The organism is Pseudacidovorax sp. NFM-22 (assembly GCF_021401245.1).
Classification (GTDB): domain Bacteria; phylum Pseudomonadota; class Gammaproteobacteria; order Burkholderiales; family Burkholderiaceae_C; genus Xenophilus.
Genome location: NZ_JACBFY010000003.1, coordinates 271,329 through 291,058 on the forward strand (window position 1 = coordinate 271,329; position 19,730 = coordinate 291,058).

General features: G+C 64.6%; 22 protein-coding genes and 1 pseudogene. 3 read left to right on the top strand and 20 right to left on the bottom strand.

The window, feature by feature from the left end; all coding sequences use genetic code 11:
• Window positions 1-8: 8 nt before the first annotated feature.
• The 5 genes and pseudogenes from L0984_RS30070 to merT form a co-directional block, all read right to left on the bottom strand.
• Window positions 9-527: pseudogene (locus L0984_RS30070) on the bottom strand (Tn3 family transposase); the annotation flags it as partial.
• The gene (locus L0984_RS30075; RefSeq protein ID WP_003098931.1) at window positions 491-1,006 is read right to left on the bottom strand and encodes a Tn3 family transposase; all 516 of its coding nucleotides are present in this window, start codon (window positions 1,004-1,006) and stop codon (window positions 491-493) included. The pseudogene L0984_RS30070 and the gene L0984_RS30075, both read right to left, overlap by 37 nt.
• A gap of 18 nt (window positions 1,007-1,024) precedes the next feature.
• Complete coding sequence (merA, locus tag L0984_RS12230) at window positions 1,025-2,713, bottom strand: mercury(II) reductase (RefSeq protein ID WP_003098932.1); 1,689 nt, start codon at window positions 2,711-2,713, stop codon at window positions 1,025-1,027.
• A 10-nt stretch (window positions 2,714-2,723) separates the two neighbouring features.
• Window positions 2,724-3,011, bottom strand: coding sequence for a mercury resistance system periplasmic binding protein MerP (merP, locus tag L0984_RS12235; protein ID WP_003116826.1), 288 nt, complete (start codon window positions 3,009-3,011; stop codon window positions 2,724-2,726).
• Between the two features lie 12 nt (window positions 3,012-3,023).
• Window positions 3,024-3,374, bottom strand: a complete 351-nt coding sequence (gene merT / locus L0984_RS12240; RefSeq protein WP_003116827.1) for a mercuric ion transporter MerT — start codon at window positions 3,372-3,374, stop codon at window positions 3,024-3,026.
• Between the two features lie 71 nt (window positions 3,375-3,445).
• On the opposite strand from merT, the gene merR reads away from it, so the two are divergent.
• Window positions 3,446-3,853 (top strand): Hg(II)-responsive transcriptional regulator, encoded by a 408-nt coding sequence (gene merR / locus L0984_RS12245; RefSeq protein ID WP_003098939.1) that lies wholly within the window; start codon window positions 3,446-3,448, stop codon window positions 3,851-3,853.
• Between the two features lie 261 nt (window positions 3,854-4,114).
• Here merR and L0984_RS12250 read toward each other — a convergent pair whose 3' ends face one another.
• The 9 genes from L0984_RS12250 to L0984_RS12290 form a co-directional block, all read right to left on the bottom strand.
• Window positions 4,115-4,939, bottom strand: coding sequence for a hypothetical protein (locus L0984_RS12250; RefSeq protein WP_003098941.1), 825 nt, complete (start codon window positions 4,937-4,939; stop codon window positions 4,115-4,117).
• 288 nt (window positions 4,940-5,227) lie between these two features.
• Window positions 5,228-5,506 (bottom strand): hypothetical protein, encoded by a 279-nt coding sequence (locus tag L0984_RS12255; protein ID WP_003116828.1) that lies wholly within the window; start codon window positions 5,504-5,506, stop codon window positions 5,228-5,230.
• A gap of 97 nt (window positions 5,507-5,603) precedes the next feature.
• Window positions 5,604-6,341 carry a DUF5983 family protein gene (locus L0984_RS12260; protein WP_003116829.1) on the bottom strand — a complete coding sequence of 246 codons (738 nt, stop codon included), beginning with the start codon at window positions 6,339-6,341 and terminating at the stop codon, window positions 5,604-5,606.
• A gap of 83 nt (window positions 6,342-6,424) precedes the next feature.
• Window positions 6,425-7,111: a hypothetical protein gene (locus L0984_RS12265; protein WP_003116830.1), complete on the bottom strand. Its 687-nt coding sequence runs from the start codon at window positions 7,109-7,111 to the stop codon at window positions 6,425-6,427.
• 182 nt (window positions 7,112-7,293) lie between these two features.
• Window positions 7,294-7,686 carry a hypothetical protein gene (locus tag L0984_RS12270; protein ID WP_003116832.1) on the bottom strand — a complete coding sequence of 131 codons (393 nt, stop codon included), beginning with the start codon at window positions 7,684-7,686 and terminating at the stop codon, window positions 7,294-7,296.
• 21 nt (window positions 7,687-7,707) lie between these two features.
• Entirely contained in the window at window positions 7,708-7,920 is a 213-nt protein-coding gene (locus L0984_RS12275) for a hypothetical protein (protein WP_003116833.1), read from the bottom strand.
• A 337-nt stretch (window positions 7,921-8,257) separates the two neighbouring features.
• Complete coding sequence (locus tag L0984_RS12280; RefSeq protein WP_003108988.1) at window positions 8,258-8,569, bottom strand: hypothetical protein; 312 nt, start codon at window positions 8,567-8,569, stop codon at window positions 8,258-8,260.
• A 336-nt stretch (window positions 8,570-8,905) separates the two neighbouring features.
• Window positions 8,906-9,406, bottom strand: a complete 501-nt coding sequence (lspA, locus tag L0984_RS12285; protein WP_003098955.1) for a signal peptidase II — start codon at window positions 9,404-9,406, stop codon at window positions 8,906-8,908.
• A 3-nt stretch (window positions 9,407-9,409) separates the two neighbouring features.
• Window positions 9,410-12,322 (bottom strand): heavy metal translocating P-type ATPase, encoded by a 2,913-nt coding sequence (locus L0984_RS12290; protein ID WP_003098961.1) that lies wholly within the window; start codon window positions 12,320-12,322, stop codon window positions 9,410-9,412.
• Between the two features lie 91 nt (window positions 12,323-12,413).
• Between L0984_RS12290 and cadR the strand changes: the two genes are divergently transcribed.
• Complete coding sequence (cadR, locus tag L0984_RS12295; RefSeq protein ID WP_003098965.1) at window positions 12,414-12,812, top strand: Cd(II)/Pb(II)-responsive transcriptional regulator; 399 nt, start codon at window positions 12,414-12,416, stop codon at window positions 12,810-12,812.
• Window positions 12,813-12,879: 67 nt separating this feature from the next.
• Here the strand turns inward: cadR and L0984_RS12300 are convergent, their stop codons facing one another.
• Both L0984_RS12300 and L0984_RS12305 read right to left on the bottom strand, forming a co-directional pair.
• Window positions 12,880-13,254 (bottom strand): DUF3703 domain-containing protein, encoded by a 375-nt coding sequence (locus tag L0984_RS12300; RefSeq protein ID WP_011516992.1) that lies wholly within the window; start codon window positions 13,252-13,254, stop codon window positions 12,880-12,882.
• A 12-nt stretch (window positions 13,255-13,266) separates the two neighbouring features.
• The gene (locus tag L0984_RS12305) at window positions 13,267-13,503 is read right to left on the bottom strand and encodes a hypothetical protein (RefSeq protein WP_003098970.1); all 237 of its coding nucleotides are present in this window, start codon (window positions 13,501-13,503) and stop codon (window positions 13,267-13,269) included.
• 384 nt (window positions 13,504-13,887) lie between these two features.
• On the opposite strand from L0984_RS12305, the gene L0984_RS12310 reads away from it, so the two are divergent.
• On the top strand, window positions 13,888-14,523 hold the full coding sequence (locus L0984_RS12310) for a cation transporter (protein WP_003098972.1): 636 nt from the start codon (window positions 13,888-13,890) through the stop codon (window positions 14,521-14,523).
• A 723-nt stretch (window positions 14,524-15,246) separates the two neighbouring features.
• On the opposite strand, the gene L0984_RS12315 is transcribed toward L0984_RS12310, so the two are convergent.
• From L0984_RS12315 to L0984_RS12330, 4 genes are all read right to left on the bottom strand, one after another.
• Window positions 15,247-17,277 carry a DNA topoisomerase III gene (locus L0984_RS12315; protein ID WP_003116834.1) on the bottom strand — a complete coding sequence of 677 codons (2,031 nt, stop codon included), beginning with the start codon at window positions 17,275-17,277 and terminating at the stop codon, window positions 15,247-15,249.
• Between the two features lie 283 nt (window positions 17,278-17,560).
• Window positions 17,561-18,001 (bottom strand): single-stranded DNA-binding protein, encoded by a 441-nt coding sequence (locus tag L0984_RS12320; RefSeq protein ID WP_003098976.1) that lies wholly within the window; start codon window positions 17,999-18,001, stop codon window positions 17,561-17,563.
• Between the two features lie 73 nt (window positions 18,002-18,074).
• Window positions 18,075-18,602, bottom strand: coding sequence for a DUF3158 family protein (locus L0984_RS12325; RefSeq protein WP_003098978.1), 528 nt, complete (start codon window positions 18,600-18,602; stop codon window positions 18,075-18,077).
• A complete protein-coding gene (locus L0984_RS12330) occupies window positions 18,599-19,390 on the bottom strand; it encodes a PFL_4669 family integrating conjugative element protein (protein ID WP_003116836.1) in 792 nt (263 codons plus the stop codon). Before L0984_RS12330 ends, L0984_RS12325 begins: the two co-directional genes overlap by 4 nt.
• Window positions 19,391-19,730: the final 340 nt, after the last annotated feature.

Here is a 19,730-nt window from a genome sequence, read left to right on the forward strand (position 1 = left end):
ATCGTACGCTAAGCCGGTTGCAGCGGTCGTAGCGGCCTGAACTTGCCCGCGCCGATCTTGGCGCTGCTGCGCCAGAGGTAATCGCCGGTCAGGTTGATGTGCTCCCAGCCCAGCGGCGACAGGTACTGCAACAGGGCGTCATCGACAGTCTGGCCGTGACCGCGTAAGGCGTTTGAGGCCCGTTCCAGATAGACCGTGTTCCACAACACTATGGCCGCCGTCACCAGGTTGAGGCCGCTGGCCCGGTAGCGCTGCTGCTCGAAACTGCGGTCGCGGATTTCGCCCAGCCGGTTGAAGAACACGGCGCGGGCTAGCGCGTTGCGGGCTTCGCCCTTGTTCAGTCCGGCATGCACGCGGCGGCGCAGCTCGACGCTTTGCAGCCAGTCCAGGATGAACAGCGTTCGCTCGATGCGGCCCAGCTCGCGCAGCGCCACGGCCAGGCCGTTCTGGCGCGGGTAGCTGCCGAGTTTCCTGAGCATCAGCGAGGCCGTCACCGTGCCCTGCTTGATCGAGGTGGCCAGCCGCACCTTGGCGTTGATCGCCTTGCCGGACGCCTGGAACTGCTGCTGATGCTTGTGCTTGGCAGCGTTGAACAGCTTGCCCAGGATGCGGTCGTGCAGGTCGATGATTTCGTCGGTGACGGTGGCCATGCCCTCGATGGCGAGCGCACCAGGGTCGCGTAGCGGCGCTGTGCCTCGAACTTGGCCAGATCGGCGGGCGTCATCTGGCCGCCTTCGCGGGCGATCTTGAGCAGGCGGTTCTGGTGCACCGACCGCTCGATGCCGGAAGGCAGGTCGAGCGCCTGCCAGGCTTTGAGGCGCTCGATGTGTTCGAGTATGTGGCGCGAGTTCGGCTTGACGGGCGACTGGCGCAGCCAGGCCAGCCAGGTCGTCTTGCCGTTGTCGTGGCGCTTGAGCAGATCGTCGAGGCGGTGCCGGTGGGTGGCCGACAGGGGATCGGACAAGGCCGCGTAGATGCGGCGGTTGGCGCGGCTGTAGGCGTTCATCGAACACCTCCCTTTTCCTCATCCGGCGCAACAGGACAGTTGCTTCACGTCCTTGTTGAAGGTCTGCGCCGCGAGCTTCAGTCCCTCGACCATGGTCAGGTAGGGGAACAACTGGTCGGCCAGCTCCTGCACGGTCATCCGGTGGCGGATCGCCAGCGCGGCCGTCTGGATCAGTTCGCCCGCTTCCGGCGCGACCGCCTGTACGCCGATCAGCCGCCCTGAGCCAGCTTCCGCCACCAGCTTGATGAAGCCGCGCGTGTCGAAGTTGGCGAGCGCCCTCGGCACGTTGTCGAGCGTCAGCAGCCGGCTGTCGGTCTCGATGCCGTCGTGGTGCGCTTCCGCCTCGCTGTAGCCCACGGTCGCCACCTGCGGATCGGTGAACACCACCGCCGGCATCGCCGTCAGGTCCAGCGCCGCGTCGCCGCCGGTCATGTTGATCGCGGCGCGCGTGCCGGCCGCCGCCGCCACATAGACGAACTGCGGCTGGTCGGTGCAGTCGCCGGCAGCAAAGATGTGCGGTGCGCTCGTGCGCATGGCGCGGTCGATGACGATGGCTCCCTGCGCATTGACTTCGACGCCTGCCGCTTCAAGGTTCAGGCTGCGCGTGTTCGGCGCGCGACCGGTGGCGACCAGCAGCTTGTCGGCGCGCACTTCCCCCTGCCCGGTGGTGAGCACGAATTCCCCGCCCGCATAGGCAACGTGGCTCGCCTGGGTGTGGTCCAGCACCTCGATGCCCTCGGCGCGGAAGGCGTCTGTTACGGCTTCCCCGATGGCCGGGTCTTCTCGGAAGAACAGCGTGCTGCGCGCCAGGATCGTGACCTGGCTGCCCAGCCGGGCGAAGGCTTGCGCCAACTCGACCGCCACCACGGAGGAACCAATCACGGCCAGCCGCTCGGGGAGCGAGCTGCTTTCCAGCGCCTCGGTGGAGGTCCAGTGGGGTGTGTCCGCAAGGCCCGGGATTGGCGGAAGCGCCGGGCTCGCGCCGGTGGCAATCAGGCAGCGGTCGAAGTTCACCTCGTGCGTGCCGCCGTCAGCGGTCGCCACGGTCAGCGTGCGCGTGTCCCTGAACCGGGCCTCGCCGCGCAGCACGGTGATGGCCGGAGTGCTTGCCAGGATGCCTTCGTACTTGGCATGGCGCAGCTCCTCGACGCGGCCTTGTTGCTGGGCCAGCAGCCGCTCGCGCAGTACAGCGGGCGCTGCGGCCGGCAGGCCAGCATCGAACGGGCTTTCGCGGCGCAGGTGGACGATGTGCGCGGCGCGGATCATGATCTTGGACGGCACGCAGCCGACATTGACGCAGGTGCCGCCGATGGTGCCGCGCTCGATCAGCGTGACGCGGGCGCCTTGCTCCACGGCCTTCAAGGCAGCCGCCATCGCCGCGCCGCCGCTGCCTATCACAGCCACGTGCAGCGCTTGTTCACCGCCAACATGCTTCGTTTCGCCACCGAGCCAGCCCAGCGCCTTGTCTAGCAGGCCGGCAGGCTTGTTCGGCGTGTCGGTAAGCCGTGCGCGATAGCCGAGCGTGGCCACTGCGGCAACCAGCGGGGCCACGCTCACGCCTGCATCCGCCTCGATTTCGGCCTGCCGCTGCGGATAGGACACCGAGGCCGCGCGCACGCCGGGCACGTTCGTCAAAGCCTGCTGGACGTGCTCGGCGCACGACGTGCAGGTCATGCCTTCGATGTGGAGGGTGATCGCCTCGGCCATGATTACGCCCTCACTGCTTGACGCTGGACGGGTAACCCGCGTTTGCGGTGGCCTTGGTCAAGGCGTCGGCATTGGTCTTGGCCTCGTCGAAGGTGACGACGGCCTCCCGCTTCTCGAAGCTGACTTCGGCCTTCTCGACGCCGGCGACCTTGGACAGAGCCGTCTTGACCGTGATCGGGCACGCGGCGCAGGTCATGCCGGGCACCGACAGGGTGACGGTCTTGGTGGCAGCCCAGGCGGGCGCGCTTAGAGCGGCGGCCAGGGCGATGAGGGTGGTGAGGGTGGTGAGTTTCTTCATGGTGATCTCCTTTCAGTAGAACAGCGGCAGGACGTAGGGAAACGCGAGGGCAACCAGAACCAGGGCGGCCACGATCCAGAAGATCACCTTGTAGGCAGTCCGCACTTGGGGCACGGCGCAAACGTCGCCGGGCTTGCAGGCATGGGCTGGTCGGAAGATGCTGCGCCAGGCGAAGAACAGCGCGATGAGCGCTGCGCCGATGAAGATCGGCCGATACGGCTCCAGCACGGTCAGGTTGCCGATCCACGCGCCAGAGAAGCCGAGCGCGACCAGGACAAGGGGGCCGAGGCAGCAGGCCGAGGCGAGGACGGCCGCGACGCCGCCGGTCGCCAGTGCGCCGCAGCCGTTCTTGGGTTCCGACATAAGGTTCTCCTTCCGGGACTTCGCTTGATGCTGTAACGTTACTTCCGTAGTCAACTACGGAGTCAAGCGCCATGGAGAACGCTCAAGAGAATCTGACCATCGGGGCCTTCGCCAAGGCAGCCCGGGTCAACGTGGAGACGATCCGCTTCTATCAGCTCAAGGGCTTGCTACCCCAGCCGGAGCGGCCCTACGGTCGCATCCGCCGCTACGGGCAGGCGGACGTGGCGCGGGTGAAGTTCGTGAAGTCAGCCCAGCGCCTGGGATTCAGCCTGGATGAAGTCGGCCAGCTCCTGAAACTGGAGGACGGCACCCATTGCAGCGAGGCGGCCGAACTGGCTGCTCACCGGCTGGCCGATGTGCGCGCACGCATGGCGGACCTCACGCGGATGGAAGAGGCCCTGTCGACGCTAGTGAGAGAGTGCAACGCGCACCATGGCAATGTTTCCTGCCCGTTGATCGCAGCTTTGCATTGCTGCTAAAGGGCCCACTTCGGCTCTTAGCGTACGATTTTTTTCCGTTTTCTGAGACGACCCCTGATTGGCGATGGCTTCGGTCAGCACGGGGCGCAGGTCAGCGCCTTTGAATCGCAGTGACATGGATGAAATCTCCTGTGTGGAAGAATGAGAAAGGCCTCCATCCGATGGGATGAAGGGCCTGTAGTGCACGCGGCCGGAACGGCTGGAACGCCGTGGCGGATGCCTCGGGTCAGCCGCAGGACCGCCCGGTTTCGCTGCGGGGCGTCATGCCGGGACGGCCTGGCGCTTGCGGGCCGCTTTCGCGTCGAGGATGCTCACGTCGATCTGGCGCCAGCGCCCGTCGTCGATGAGCCTCTCCAGCACTTCGCCGAGCATGTCGAAATACACCTCGTCGTGCCGATCGACCAGTTCGACCGATTCACCGTTCTGACGGTGCAGTTCCACCACGTAGGTGTCTCCGCCGCGGTCGTAGAGGATCGTCACCCGGCCCTCGAACTTCGCGGTCGAGACCGTGAAGCTGATCGCCGGCGGGGTCTCGATGATCTTGGAGGGCGTGGGATCGACCCAGGTGAAGTCGCGGGCACCGGCATCCACCAGCATGTGGGTGATGCGCCGGAAGCGATCGGGGGCCGGCATCTCCTCCAACTGCTCGATGAGCTGGCCCAACTCCATGCACTGCGGCGTGGGAATGGGCAGCTTGGCCGGCGCCGAGCCGAGGATGTGCCTCGTGATGGTGTACGGCGTGCCGTCCGAAGTCTCCTCGGTGATGACCTCCGGCGTGTCCGCGCGCAGTCCGTCGAAGCGACGACGGGCATAGGGTTGGACATGCACCTTGGCGCCTTCGGCAGGAACCGTGGTCACCAGGCTGGGATCGAGCACCGCGAACTCGGAAGGCTTGAGCTTGACGACGATGGCATCGTCGGTCGCGGCGACCACCTTGCCGTCGAAGGGTTGGGGGTCGATGGCGAAGCCCAGCGTTGAGGACAGCGGCTGATCATCGAACACGCGGTACTTGAACGACCGCACGTTGCGGGGCACATGGCCTGCGACCAGCGAAGGCATCATGGATTTGATGAGGGAACGATCCATGGGGAAACTCCTTGAGGAAAAACAAGGGATTCCCCGCCCGCAAGGGAGAGGTCCCTTGTGGGTGGCGTGGATGGACGCGGTAGGTCCGTAGGAAGAAACGACCAGCACGGTTTCCCGCGCTTGCAGCCTCGAAGGTCTCGACTGCCTGGGCATGTGCCGGCAACGCCGACGAACATGGGGCAAGCATGGCCCTGGGGCGGTCTGCCTGCCCGCAGGAAACGGCACCGCACCACAACCGTTTTCCTGTGCTGCGGGCAAGAAAAAGCCCCTCGAAAGGGGCTGGAGGAATCAGGCTTGGTACACGAAGTAGTGCTCGCGCTGACGCGGAAAGAACACGTGTTTCCACGTGTCGCCGCTTGTGTTGCCACCGTCGAAGACGACCATTTCGTAGTCGTCCACGTCGGTGTCCACCAGGTCGGCGCTGGCGATATGGCGCATGTGCAGCGTGCCGCTCATGCGCTCGAATACCAGGATCTGGCCGATGGCATCTTCCTGGCTCATGGCGTTGACGCAGGCTCCGAGTTGGTGCTCGAAGTCGGATGCGGGTGTGATGAGGTCGGGGAACATGGGATCGCTCCTGTGAAAGTGCGCCGGCCCGGCTCTCTGGCGGGAGACCGGGCCGGCATGCGGTGAGGACAAGGAAGGCCGGGGATGTGTGTGGCAGCTATTCGCCGGCCAGCGATAGGCCCGGCAACACGGGTGCGTCGGCATCGAGGATGAGGATGCGCACGTCGGCCTGGCCGGCCAGTTCAAGGATCTGTGCCAGCTCGTCCGGCATGCCCTTGCTGCGGTGCTCCTGCCGAAGCTGCTCGGCGGCGATCCCCTCGACGTCCTGCAGGTGCTGGTCCGTCCAGGGCGTGGAGATCAGCTTGACGCCGATCGCCGGGCTGTAGGGAATCCGGAACGCGATGAACAAAAAGGCCTCCGGCGTCGCGAGGTCAGCCAGGTTGGCCAGGTACTGGCCGGTTTCGCGGCTGATGTGCGCGCTGCTGATTTCCCAGCACCGGCTGTAGTAGCCGGTCTCGAAGCTCAACCGCTGCACGACTTCCCGTGCGGCCTCGGCCGAATAGGTGTCGCCAATGTGGACGGGGCGGCCGTCGAAGTCGTCGCCGTGGATCGCGTACACCACGGCACCCACCATGCCTTCGCCGCTGCCCCCTTCAGCCGCGTCGCATTCGGCGATCAGTGCGGCGCCGACAGGTTCGGTGCCAGTCCTGACCACCGCGAAGTCGCTGGTGATGATGCAAGGAGAAGAAACCAGCGCCGCGTCGCAGAGGTGCTGCTGGCTCGGGTGGATGTTTCGCCAAACATGCGGGCTTCCGTCCTCGTAGCTGATGGACAGCGTGCGGACGATTTTCAGATTCCAGTAGCCGCGTAGAAAGGGATTGGGATTCTGGGACATGGGATTTCTCCAACAGAATAATGATGGAGCAAATCCCCGCCACCGGGAATTGACCCCGGTGGGTGGAAAGAAAGGAAACAGCGTCAGGTGACGCTGATCGTTGGCGTTTGGGCCAATCGCTCGGCGACGCGCCGGCGCAAATTCATGCGGAATGGCTCGTCGCTGACGCCCGCCAGCAGATTGATGGTCTCCAGCGCGATCAGGGCCGAAGCCTCTTCGATGTCGGCGGCCACAATGGTCTTGCGCAATTGGTCGCCGAGCTGGAGGGCCTGGGAGGAGGAGCTGATGAAGCGGACCTCGCGGCTCAGGTAGCAGCCGTTGCCGCCGAACTCGAACAGCCGCGGCTTGCTGCAGTACCAGCAGCCCTCGAACTGGATGGCGGTCAGGTGGTGCCCGTCATCGAACCGGGTGGCGATCAGAAACAATGCGTCGAGATCGGCGGTGTCCTCGAACGAATGACGGTCGATCAAGTTCCCCAGCTCTTCGTCCTCATCGGCACGGAAGTGCACGGCGAGCAGTTCGAGCAGCGGCGGGATCGACAGCCCTTCGTCGTCCGGCATCGGAATACCGAGTTGCGTGGCCAGGTCTTCCAGGCCATCGAGCACGTCCGGCCATTGCGGATTGGTGGTCTCGGCGATCTGGGCGATGTAGGCCTGCCCGTTGCCGGGGTGGCTCTCGTCCAGCGCGAAGGCGCCGAACAGCGCCTGGATGACGGGCGTCACACGGTCGAGCACGAGAACGCCGGTGGCTTCGTAGTAGTTGTTGGCCATGAAGGCTCCTTTCGATGAATGAACGGAGCCAGCCCTTGCGGACGATGGCATCCGCAGGGGAAACCGCCTGATGCCGGATGGCGCTGGGCGGGGAGAAAACGCGAGGGACATGGCCTCGAACGAGGCGCATGTCCCTCATGGGGTCCCGTGAACGCAGTGATGAAGGTGTGCCAGGGACCGGCTCACCAACCGCTGTAGTTCAGCAGCAGGTCGGCGATCACCTGGCGACGTTGCAGATCGAGACCATCGAAGTCCGACAGTCCTTGGAAGTGGCAGCGCTTGAGCATGGCACCGCCCTCGCGCGCGTTGTAGAAGCTGAACATGGCGGACAGGAACATGCGTTCCCCGCTGCTCAGGACGCCGAGTGCGTCGTTGGCACGCAGCATGTCGGGACGCAGATCCCACTTGCTCTTTGCCTGGTTCAGGCCTTCGCGCGTGCCGTCGCCAAACCATTGCGGGCCTGCGATCTCGACGCCGCGCTTCCAGACCTCGAAGAAGGCTTGGGGCGCGGCGGCGAAATGCTGCTCTTCCCGCATGATCTGATCGACGACTTCCTGGGGCAAAAGCTGGTTCATGACGTGGTTCCTCCAGTTGGATCAGGGTGTGGCGAGCTGGGACCAGCCGCCTCTTTCGAGGGCACGTTGAGCCGCGGCATAGCTGCGGAAGTACTGGCAGGATTCCCGCGAAACGGGACCTTCTGTATCGCGCGTGCCGATGTAGTGGCCGGCGGCGCTATGCAGGATTTCGAGCGGCAGGAACTTGCCGCAATGGATCAAGGCCAACTGGCCGAAAGAGGCTTGCTGGGACATGGACGGGCTCCTTGGAAAAAGCGGGGCCTCGTCCCTCACGGGATGGCAGCTCCCGCACGCGGTTGAGAAAAAAGCATCGGCGTCACGGGTGACGCGCGTCCGCAGACTCGATGCGATGGCGGACTGGCGGGTAGCGCGGAAAGAATCCGCGGCAGCCTGGAAACTCTGGCTGCTGGCATGGTGCTGACGAATCAGCGACACATGCGGGCAGCTTCATGCGCGAGGCGAGCCGCGTCAGCCGGAAATCGGCATTTGCAACAGCCCCGATTGGCGAACGCGGAAAAAAGAAAGCCCCGCAATAAGTGCGGGGCTGTCAGGAGGATGAGGCGAAACTGGGTCAGCGAGGCCTGTCGCCCAGTACATGCTGCTTCCACAGGGCGAATGCCTCGTCCGGTCCCAGCTCTGCGAGGATGACGATGGGCTGGCCCCGACGGGCACGCAGCGATGCGAAATACGCTGGCCGGTCGGCGATGGCGTTGAGCTTGATGCCCTTTAGGAACAGCAACTGGCGGGGGCGAACTTTGGTGGTAACGCAGGCATGATTGCGCTTGTTTGGGGCAAAAGGGCCAGCGAAGCGGGCGGACACGGCCAGAAAACCGCGACGAACTACTTGTACTTGCCAGGCGAGGCGAACGGGTGACATCAGCATATCGCTATGCGGTAAAGAAGACCGTCCTAAAGCTTGCAGGATCCCGGCATAGCTTCATCATCACCTCTCCGTGACGGCTCATTGGAACGAAAAAGGCCAGCATCGCCGTGATGGACTTTCATAATTGCCAGGTCAACTGGCTTGCGTGCTGTTTATTCACAGCAAGGCATTGCGACGTCGTTGCAGCAATCGCCGCCATCGCAACAGGGCGTTGCAGCAAAAGCGGCGGTGGGCGCTAGCATGAGGGCCAAGCCGCGGCCGCTCATGCTGGGGGCCGTTCTCTTCAGATTGGTGTCCTGCACCGTGTGCATTGCGAATTTCCGGATCGTCCCAATGTCACTGGGACTCCTTTGTGGCGGCCGGGTTCTCCACGCTCATGAACGACTGGGCCACCAGCGCGATCGCCCCGCCCACGATGGCCATGTCAGCGATGTTGAAGGCGGGCCAGTGCCAGCCGTGCAGGTGAAAGTCGATGTAGTCGATAACGTGCCCGCGCGTGGCGCGGTCGAACGCGTTGCCCAATGCGCCGCCCAGAATGAGGCTGTACGAAAGGCCTTCCGTTTTGCGCAGCGGCCGGGAGAGCAGCCATGCGAGCCATGCCGATATTGCGAACGCGATCGCCAGAAAAAACCACCGCTGCCAGCCGCCCGCGCCAGCAAGGAAGCTGAACGCCGCGCCGGGATTGAGAGCGTGAACTAGGTTGAAGAATGACGCCACCTCGTGCGACCAACCCAAGGGAGTTGTCGCGTCAATGTAGCTCTTAGCTGCCTGATCGCCGGCGAATATAACGATCGCGAGTGAGTACCACTGCGTCTTGCGAAGAGATGGTTCATCCATTGTTCATGCCGCCTTGAACTTCAGGAGGCGCAGCCCATTGACGACAACCAAAAGACTTGCCCCCATGTCAGCGAACACAGCCATCCACATGGTGGCATGCCCTGTGAACGTCAACGCAAGGAACACCGCCTTGATGCCAAGGGCCAGAACGATGTTCTGCGTGAGGATCGCCGCAGTGCTACGCGACAGCCGGATGAAGGCGGGGATCTTGCGCAGGTCGTCGTCCATCAGGGCGACGTCGGCTGTTTCGATCGCGGTGTCGGTGCCGGCCGCGCCCATGGCGAAGCCGATGTCGGCACGGGCGAGCGCGGGCGAATCGTTGATGCCGTCGCCCACCATGCCCACCTGGCCCTCGCCGCCGACCAGGCTTTCGATGGTCTTGAGCTTGTCTTCGGGCAGTTGGTCACCACGGGCTTCAGAGATTCCGACCTGGGCAGCGATGGCCGCGGCCGTGTGCTGGTTGTCCCCCGTCAGCATCAGCGTGCGCACACCCAGCGCCTGCAGGTCGGCCACCGCCTCACGGCTGGTTTCCTTCACGGTGTCGGCCACTGCAAAAATGCCGAGCACGGTCGCATCGTCCATCAGCAGGATCGCTGTCTTGCCTTGGCGCTCCAGGGTCTCCAGCCGAGCCTGGAGCGTCGCTTCGCTCAGGCCCAGCTCCTGGGCGAGCCTGTGGTTGCCCATGTGCAACATGCGCCCGGCGACGCGGCCGCGCACGCCGCGGCCAGGCAGCGCCGCGAAGTCGTCGACCTCGTGCAGCGCGATGCCGTCACGGTTCGCCTTGCGGGCGATGGCCTGAGACACAGGATGGTCCGAGCGTGCCGCGAGGCTTGCGGCCCAGGCGGCAACTTCCTGCGCCTCGCCGATCAGCGGCACGAAGTCGGTCTGCTCGGGCTTGCCATGTGTGAGTGTGCCGGTCTTGTCCAGGGCCAACGCCTTGAGCTTGCGCCCGCCCTCCAGGTAGACGCCACCCTTGATCAGGATGCCGCGTCGGGCGGCAGCGGCCAAGCCGCTGACGATGGTGACCGGCGTGGAGATGACCAGAGCGCAGGGGCAGGCGATCACCAGCAGTACCAGGGCCTTGTAGACCCAGTCAAACCATGCGCCGCCGAAGGCGAGCGGCGGCACGACGGCAACCAGCACGGACACCGCGAACACCGCCGGCGTGTAGACGCGGGCGAACTGGTCGACGAAGCGCTGCGTGGGCGCACGGCTGCCCTGCGCGGACTCCACGGCATGGATGATGCGCGCGAGCGTCGAGTCGCTGGCGCCTGCGGTCACCTTGTATTCGAAAGAGCCGGTCTCATTGATGGTTCCGGCGAAGACCTGGTCACCTTCGGCCTTCTCGACGGGCAGGCTCTCGCCGGTGATGGGCGCCTGGTTGATGGCCGATCGACCCGAGGTGATCAGGCCGTCCAGTGCGATGCGCTCGCCAGGACGCACGCGGACCACCGCGCCCTTTGCGACCTCCTTGGCCGGCAGCTCTGTCCATGAGCCATCGGCCTGCCGCACGGTCGCGGTCTCGGGCGCCAAGTCCATCAGCCCCCGAATGGCGTTGCGGGCGCGGTCCAGCGACTTCGCCTCGATCACTTCCGCCAACGCGAACAGGAACATGACCATGGCGGCCTCCGGCCAGTGGCCGATCGCCATGCCGCCGGTGACCGCGATGGCCATCAGGGCGTTCATGTTCAGGTTGAGGTTCTTCAGCGCGATCCAGCCCTTCTTGTAGGTGCTGAGGCCGCCGGTGAAGATCGAAACCAGTGCCAGCACGATCACGGCCCAATGATTGCCGTCGTTGACCCAGTACACGCCTTCGGCGGCCACCGCCGCAACGCCCGAAACCGCCATCGGCCACCAATTGGTCTTGTGCGCGGCCACCGGGGCATCGCGCGGCTCATCAGTCCTCTGGACCTCGGCTTCCATGCCCAGCGATTCGATGGCTTCGACTGCCGGCTTGATCGCGTCGGGTGTGTGCCGAACCGTGAGCGTGCGCTGCATCAGGTTGAAATCCATTCCCTGCACGCCCGGCATGCCTTGCAGCTTGCCGCGGATCAGACTTTCCTCGGTCGGACAGTCCATCTTCGCGATGCGAAGTACCGTGGTGGCTGTCTGCATGTCCTGCCGCGCAGCCTGCATTCCAATGGAAGCAAGCGCCTTCTCGATCGGCGCTGAGGTCGCCAGCGTGTGCTGGACTCCCAGCACACGCTGCATCAGATTGAAGTCGAGCGCGGTCACACCCGGCAGCTTGCCCAGCCGGTCGCGGATCAGCGCTTCTTCCGTCGGGCAATCCATGTTCTCGATCCGGTACGTCACCCGCTCGCCGATCGGCGGCGCGGAAACGGCAGCGGTTGGTTGCTGCTGCAGGGCCGAGGATGGGATCACAGCCGCGGCTTCGATCGGCCCCGTGTGGCCGAAGGTCTGCTCCTTGGCGCGCATGCCGATCGAGGCCAGGACCTGCTCCATCTGCGCGCGTGCCTGAGCGAGGTGTTTCACCGACAGGGTGCGCTCAGCGAGGTCGAAGTCGAGGTCCTGAATTCCCTCGACTGCCCCGAGGTGCGAGCGGATGAGTTTCTCCTCGCTCGGGCAGTCCATGTTCTCGATGCGGTAGGTGGTCGACACGGCGGCGTCTCGGACAGCCTGAGCCTTCATGCCCACCGAATTCAGCGCTTGCTCCAAGGCATCGGCCGAGACTTCGCGGTGCGAAATGGTCAACAAACGCTGCGGAAGATCGAACAGGAGCCGCTCGACACCGGGCATGCCCTCCAGCGTTCGCCGCACCAGTGCTTCCTCATTGCGGCAATCCATGTTGCTCACGTGGAAAACGGTGGTTTCAGTGCTGGCCTGCTCACTGGCGCACGCCGTCTGTTGGCCATTGCCGCCGGAGCAGGCGCATGGGCTGGAAGGTTCTTTGTTCATAGATCGCTCTTCATTGACAAGGTTTTCCCCGGATGCCATCATTAGAAAACCTCTAGTAGATATAGAGTCAAGTTTTTTATAGGAAGCAACCATGATGCGGATCGGTGAACTGGGCAAGAAGGCAGATTGCTTGGTGCAGACCGTGCGCTTTTACGAGTCAGAAGGCTTGCTGCCCGAGCCTGCACGTAGCGAGGGCAACTTCAGGCTCTATGACGAAGTCCATTTGCAGCGCTTGCTGTTCATCCGCCGCTGCCGGGCGAAGGACATGACGCTGGATGAGATCCGTCAACTGCTGAACTTACGGGATCGGCCAGAGTTGGGCTGCGGCGAGGTGAACGCGCTGGTCGACGCTCATATCGCGCAAGTGCGGACCAAGATGAAGGAATTGCGCGCCTTGGAGCGCGAGTTAATGGATCTGCGACGCTCCTGCGATAGCGCCCGAACCTCGCGCGAGTGCGGCATTCTCAACAGCTTGGCCGAGCCCGCCTGAAGCTCGAGCGTGTCATCGGTGCTGGAAGTGATCGGGTCCAGTTCTGAGAGCCACGTGCCGCGCTCCATCATGCGAAAGCGCGCGATTCTGACGTTTTGAGACGGCGTGCGACCGAGGGCGTGGCCCACAGGAGCCAGCGCGAGCCGGACGACCTGCGCGCCGCAATCTCCGCCACCTTACGGGTTCTCCAGGCCAGACCGAGCATCGCGGCGTGGCTGCGCAGGTGCAGGTGCAGGCCAAGGTAGCAGTGCGCCACGACGCGGCCCGACTCATGGGCACGCCACGCAACTCGCGATCGCTTCGCAAGAAGCCGCAAGGCCCGACTCGCGCAAGAATGCGACGTGGGCAAGATCGTATAGCCAGCAGCGCAAGCGTTTGCCGCTGCTGGCCGGCTCCGGAAGGGATAGACAAGCTGCGGGCCGTAGTCCATTGGAAAGTCCATCTTTCTTGAGTGTCACTCTTTGGCGCCCAGCGTGTGCTTTTGCGACCGGAAAGCGCTGAACAAGTGGCCCCCGGGCATCCAGAAATCGCCGTAGTTGACTTGGGCGTCTTCGTGCTCACGCTTGTGATGCCAGCGATGGGCTTCAGCCACCCCGATCAACAATCCCAACGGCCCGACCCGGTATCCCAGATTGGAGTGCTGGAAGGCCAGATGCACGACCAAGAAGCCGAGCCATGCGCCGACGGCCAACCACAGCTTGGAACGCCGCTACTGGCTCAACGGGGAGTGGAAAGGCCGCCCGCCCTCTAGCAAGGCGGCACAAGCGAGCGCGACGATCACTGTGAGTAGCTCCGTCGGAAAAGACGGCCGGCCGGTCGCGAGCTCGCCGAAGAGCACAACCGCAGTGGCGCCACGGATCAGTGGATAGCAGCCATACCGGATGACAGTCGCAATGAAGGGGGCGCATTGGTGCTCATCTGTTCTGTCCTAAAGCTCTGACTGGATTGGAAAACCTTCTAGCTACGGTAGAGTCAAGGGCGTCCGGGAAGACCCTGTGGCAAGTTCGTTGCATCTGCGCCTTGACTCTCCAGCCGCTACAGGCTTCAGCATCCATCGATTTGGAAGGAACAATGCATGGCTGAAAACCACAGAAATCACGAAAACGACGAGTTGGGCCGCCTAGATGCGAGCGATGCGAAGGACCGAAAGATTCTTCTGACTGTGTTGCTGATCAACCTGACGCAGTCCGCCGCCGGCATTGCCCTTGGCATCTGGGCTGGCTCTACGGCGCTGATGGGCGCCGGGTTGGACAACCTCGCCGATGCGTCGGTCTATGCGGTTAGCCTGTATGCCGTCGGTCGTGCGGCAACGGTCAAGGTGGGCGCGGCCCGCTTGTCGGGTTTCTTGCTAATCGGCCTGGCCGCGCTGCTGCTGTTGGAAGTCCTACGCCGCTTCGCTGGAGGGGAAGAGCCTGTCGGCCCAGCCATGATGGCCATGGCCGCGCTGAACGCGGCTTTGAACCTAGTGTGCCTCAGACTACTGCGCCGCCATCGCGGGGAAGATGTGAACTTCAAGGCGTCAGCGATCTTTACCAGCAACGACTCCATCGTCAATGGTGCGATTGTGCTGTCCGGGGTGCTGGTGATGGGGTTCGGGTCGAACATCCCGGATCTGGTGCTGGGCGTCATCGTGGCCGCAATCGCAGCGAATGGGGGGCGGGAAATCCTGCGCGAAGCATCGGAAACAGCTCGCCGTAAGGCGGGCACATAAGGCATGTTTTCGCCCAGTTCATCCCGAGGTTTACCTCTGCAAAAGAGGTAGTCCAGCCTTTGGGCTACGGCCTCGGCTGCAGCCGAGCGTACCATTGGCGATGGCCGCGCGATAGGCGGGCATGCCGTTCTCGACCTCCGTCTGCCGTACAGCAGCGGTGCGCAAGGTTGAGGGTGCATGTCGTCTCTCCTGTTCGTGTGGCCCAGGCCAATGGCCGGGCCGGGACGTTGATGGGCAGGAGAATGGCGCCGAAGGCCCAACGGCCTTCGGCTCGGGAGAAAAGAGGAACCACCCGTGGGCTGATTGGCAGGCCCGGTCGTCGCTAGAACCGTCTGCTCATCAAGCAATCACACCCGGCCCATGTCGTGGCTGGGGCCGGCATCGTCTGGCGCACATCCGCGCACAAAGGGAGCCCGTTTTTGCACCGGCGGGCACCGGCACCGATTACCGCTGACCACGAAGGGTCTCCCGGTGGCTCGTGCAGCCTGGCAAGCCACCGGGAGACCCTTCGCAGAGGGCGGAAGAAACGCAGATCAACAGAACGCGCGTGGTGCGGCTCGCAGAGAAGCTACCTTCAGGTCCCGCGGCCGGGGACGGCTGGGCGGGACGCGCACACGGATCAAGAAGGCGTTGCGCGCTGGGCGTCCCGCAGGGCATGCGGCGGAGTGCGGGACAGGGGCCACGCCGCCGAAGGCGGGCACGGCTCACGGGGAACGGGGGCGGTCAGGAGCCTTTGCGGCCGCTACGGCGCGGGCGCGAGGCGCCGCGCTTGGAGCTGCCGGATTCGACTGGCAGCGTGCCTTTGCAGTCCGGGTAGCGGCTGCACGACCAGAACGGGCCGCTCTTGCCGCTGCGCTGGCGCGTGGGTGCGCCGCACTGCGGGCATGCCGGCCCTTGGGGAACCTTGATGGACAGGGAGGCGCTGCCGTACTGCGCAATCAACTGCGAAATCCACGCGGCCTGCTTGCCGATGAACACGTCCAGGGTGAGCTGTCCGGCCTCGATCATGTCGAGCGCCTGTTCCCAGACGGCGGTGGTGCCAGGGTCGGCAATCGCCGCAGGCACGGCATCGATCAAAGTGAAAGCCGCATCCGAGGCGCGGATGGCGCGCCCCTTCTTCACGAGGTAGCCGCGAGCGATCAGGCCGCCGATGATGTTGGCCCGCGTCGCTTCGGTGCCGATGCCAACCGTATCCTTGAGCTTCTGCTTCAGGCGGGGATCGGACACCAGCTTGGCGACGCCTTTCATGGACTTGACCAACTCGCCTTGCGTGTACGGTTTGGGCGGCAGCGTCTTGAGTGCCTTGAGATCGACGTCGGCCACCTGGCATGCCAGGCCCTCATACAGTTTCGGCAGCGCGGGCAGCACCTGGGCGCGGACCGCAGTATCGCCCTCGCCATCACCGTCTTCGGCCTGCGGCTCGGCGAGCACCTGGCGCCAACCCGGGATGACAACCTGCTTGCCCGTGGCCGCCAGGTTCTGCCCCCCGCACGAAAACTTGGCCACAGTGCGGTCGAACTCGTGGTGAGGGAGGAACTGCGCCAGGTAATGCGACCGGATGAGCCTGTACACGGCCAGTTCCTTCTCGCTCATGGCGGAGAGCTTCGCCGGTTCGAGCGTCGGGATGATGCCGTGGTGCGCCGTGACCTTGCCATCGTTCCAGGCGCGCGAGCGCTGCGAGCGGTCGAGCTGGCCCATGATCGAGCGCAGCGAGGGATCGGTCTTGAGCAGGCTGTCGAGAACGGTGGGCACTTCGGCAAACATGCTCTCGGGCAGGTAGCCGGAGTCCGAGCGGGGGTACGTCGTGGCCTTGTGCGTCTCGTACAGGGCTTGGGCAATCTCCAAGGTTTCCTGCACGTCCAGCCCAAGCTGCTTGGAACACACTTCCTGCAAGGTGCCCAGGTCGAACGGCAGCGGCGGGCCTTCGCGGACACGCTCAGTCTCCACCGACACGACGTGGGCACTGCCCGCAGCGCGGATCTGCTGCATGGTCTGCTGTGCGACCGGCTGCCGCAGGCAGCGGCCTGCGTCGTCGGTGCACGCATCGGGTGGAACCCATTGCGCGGCGAAAGTCGAACCGCCTGCGAACAGGGACACGGCGATGGCCCAGTATGGTACGGACACGAAGCGCGCGATCTCGCGGTCGCGGTCCACAACGAGCTTGAGCGTCGGGGTCTGTACGCGGCCGACCGACAGCACGCCGTCGTAACCCGCCTGTCGCCCCAGCACCGTGAACAGCCGGCTCAGGTTCATGCCCACGAGCCAATCCGCACGGGAGCGCGCCAGCGCCGAGTGGTACATCGAAAGCGTCTCGGCCGAAGGCCGCAGCTTGCCCAGTGCCGCCCGAATGGACGCATCGTTGAGCGCCGACAGCCACAGGCGTTCGATGGGGCCGCGGTAGCCGCAAAGCTCCACGATCTCGCGGGCGATCAATTCGCCCTCGCGGTCGGCATCGGTGGCGATAACCAGGTGAGTCGCCTTCGCCAAGAGCGCCTTGACGACCTTGAATTGCGTGGCGGTCTTCGGTTTGACCTCGACCCGCCAGTGCTGGGGAATGATGGGCAACTGCTCAACGGACCATCGTTTGAGCTGCTCGTCGTAGGCCTCGGGCGGCGCCGCCTCCACGAGATGGCCGATGCACCAGGTGACCGTGACGCCGGAACCGTTGAGGCAGCCTTCACCGCGCTGCGTGGCGCCGAGAATCCGGCCAATGTCTTTGCCCTGGGAGGGCTTCTCGCACAAGAACAGCCGCATATCCGTCCATCCCGATTCCTGTTGTTCATGGAGTTGCTGGGATCGAGGATGCCGAGCGCAGCCCCTGGCAGCAGCAAACAAGCCGCATGCGGCAGCGACCGCTTTCACGCCGATGAAATGGCGAGTGCGGGGAAGGTGCGTGGCCGGAAGTGTGCGGGCCGAGAGCCGCGATTTCCGGGAGCGCGCGTGGAACTCGGTGGACGTTGGTGGAGCTATCCCCTGGGGATAATTCGCAGCGCATGGAGGGCGGCGAAGCACTGCGGCAGCCGCCCTCCATGCCCGATCACTTCCTGCGCTTGGTCTCTTTCGGCGCCGTCGATTCCTGGGTGGCCTGGGGCTTCGGCTCTGCCTCCTGTGGCTTCGGGCTGAGGGCCACAGACTCGATGCGGTACGGCAGGATGCCGACACTGCGCGCGTTGACCTGCCAAGTCTCACGCGGCTGATCTTCGTTGTCCGTCCAGGGGTCGCGCTCCATGCGGCCGACGACCAGCACCCGCATGCCCTTCTGGTAGAGCTGCTGCCAGCGGTCGGCGTCGTGGTGCCAGAGTTCCACCGGCGCCCAGAAGCCGCCGCGGTCCTCGAACTCGCCGCCCTTGGTGGGGACGGGGTTGTCGAAGTACACGTTCAGCCGGAGCAACCGGCGAGGATCGTCGTTGCCATTGGGGAATTCGCGGTACTCGGGAGGCGATCCGATGTTGCCCTCGCCGATGAATTGTGTGCTCATGTTGGAATCTCCGTGGTGGTTGAAATACCCGTGCCTCGTTGGGCTCGGGCGCGTGCTCGGATGGCAGGCGCAATCACCGATCGCGCACTGCGGCAGGAACGGACGCGAGCCGGCGCAGGTAGGTGTTGTCCGCCTGCGCGGCCTTGCTGGCGCATTCCTGTGCTTGCCTGCCCAGGGTGTGCAGCAGGCTGATCTGCATGTTCAGCATGACGCGCTGCAGTTCGATCTCGTGCAGGTCGTGCAGCAGGTTGACCGGCGTGCTGGGGCTCGCCATCAGCTCCTGCCACAACGCCACGCCCATGGCCGATCGATCGTGCTTGCGCCAGCGAAGAAAGGTCGTGCCTGCGCCAGTGGTCTGCTGGGCCAGCTCGACGGGAAGCAGGTGGAAGGGATGCCCGCACGCCTGTGGCAGCACCTGTCGCTGCGCCAGGGCAATCAACTCGTCGCGCATGGCGAAGCACTGGCTGGCCCAGGCCTCGAAGTCCCCTTTACCTTTAAAAGGCTTTAAAAGGCCTTTTAGAGAGGCCGCGTGTTCCAGCCGCATGAAGGCTGGCTGTTCCAGACGACGGAAGTAGCGCGGTTCGCGGTTCGGGTCGCTCATGCCGGTTCGTCCTCGCCGGCGGCTGTGGACTTGGCCTCGGCCGAATCGGCGGCAGCGCCTTCGTCGGTGGGAGATGCGGCTGCGGCAGCGCTATCACCACGCTGTTGCAGACCACGGCGCACGACGGGCGGCGCAAACTTCGAGCGGCGCATGCCTTCGAGCACGTCCTGCGGCAGTTCGCCGAACTTCTCCAATGCTGCCCGAGCTGCGGCGTTCTTGGCCGCGAAGTCGTCGCGGGTGCAGCCCGAGTAGCGGTATTGCTGGGCCAGGCTGAACAGGCTGCGCAGCGCGTGGGCACCTTCGTTGAGCCAGCGCTCCAACGTCGAGCGATCGATCAGCGCGGTGTGGTGGGCGAGGATCAGCTTGCGGGCGATGTCGTCGTAGTCGGCCAGCAGATAGACGGCGGCAAAGCCGAGCTGCGCGTTCACGAACAAGGGGAGCTTCACCGGCTGCACGTTGAGGTTCTCACCCAGGCTCAACGCCGCAGGCACGCCGGCCAGTGCCTGGTCAACCTGCTCGCGCAGCGATTGCAACGTGGTCCTGGTCTGGTCGAGCTTTTCCTCGATGCGCAACATCCACCAGTCGCTGTACGGGTCGTCCTGCTCCGAGCCGCGCTTCATCTTGTTCATCACGGCGATGTAGCCGTTCAGGCCGACGATGCCGGGTCGCCCCTCGGCGGCGGCGCGGCCATGCCAGATGCGCGAGGCGTGGTGGGTGTGCAGCGTCAGCGACATCGCGCTGCGCAGGGAGCCGAGGTTGAGTTGCAATGGTTCGTTGCTGGTTGCCATGGTGATCGCTCGCTGGTGGACAGGGAGCCGCCAGCATCCGCATGCAGCGGAAGGCAGTCAGTCAACAAACCGAAATGAGCCGACCCCCGGTTCTGTGCGCGCTGGCGGCGCAGCGCGCAACGGTCCCCTGGGGACCGCTCCGCAGATGGGCACTCACATCGGCGTTCCCGTCCTCGGTTGTTGACGGTATGCGTGCTGCACCGCACGTCGCGCTGCCGTTCGACACGATCCTTCGCCGCGCAGCCGTCCCCAGGGGACCGTTCCGTTGAGCGCCATGGAGGTCTGCTTCATGGTCTTGCATGCGCTCTACTCAGGTTTTGCGCAGCATGTCGCGCCGTCG